General features: G+C 74.3%; 1 pseudogene. It reads right to left on the bottom strand.

Annotation, left to right across the window (positions count from 1 at the left end):
• Positions 1 to 114: 114 nt before the first annotated feature.
• Positions 115 to 315 (bottom strand): annotated as a pseudogene (locus JHD80_RS28925) (hypothetical protein); the annotation flags it as partial.

The raw sequence follows: 315 nt of genomic DNA, 5'->3' as shown, positions 1-315 counted from the left end.
CCCCCCCCCCCCCCCCCCCCCCCCCCCCCCCCCCCCCCCCCCCCCCCCCCCCCCCCCCCCCCCCCCCCCCCCCCCCCCCCCCCCCCCCCCCCCCCCCCCCCCCCCCCCCCCTTTTTAATGATCCGGCCACCACCGAGATCTACACCGAAGGTTAATCGTCGGCAGCGTCAGATGTGTATAAGAGACAGGCCGCGCATAGGGGTGGCCGCCAGCCTTGCCGACCTGGTCGGCCGGCAACTGCTCGACCTTCACGCCGCGATACATCACCGCGACCTCGTCGCAGATCGCCTGCACCGTCGTCAGGTCATGGCTGAT

This window comes from Allobosea sp. ASV33 (assembly GCF_016428755.1).
GTDB lineage: Bacteria > Pseudomonadota > Alphaproteobacteria > Rhizobiales > Beijerinckiaceae > Allobosea.
Note: the sequence above shows the minus strand (reverse complement) of the source record. Positions and strands in the feature narration are given on the sequence as shown.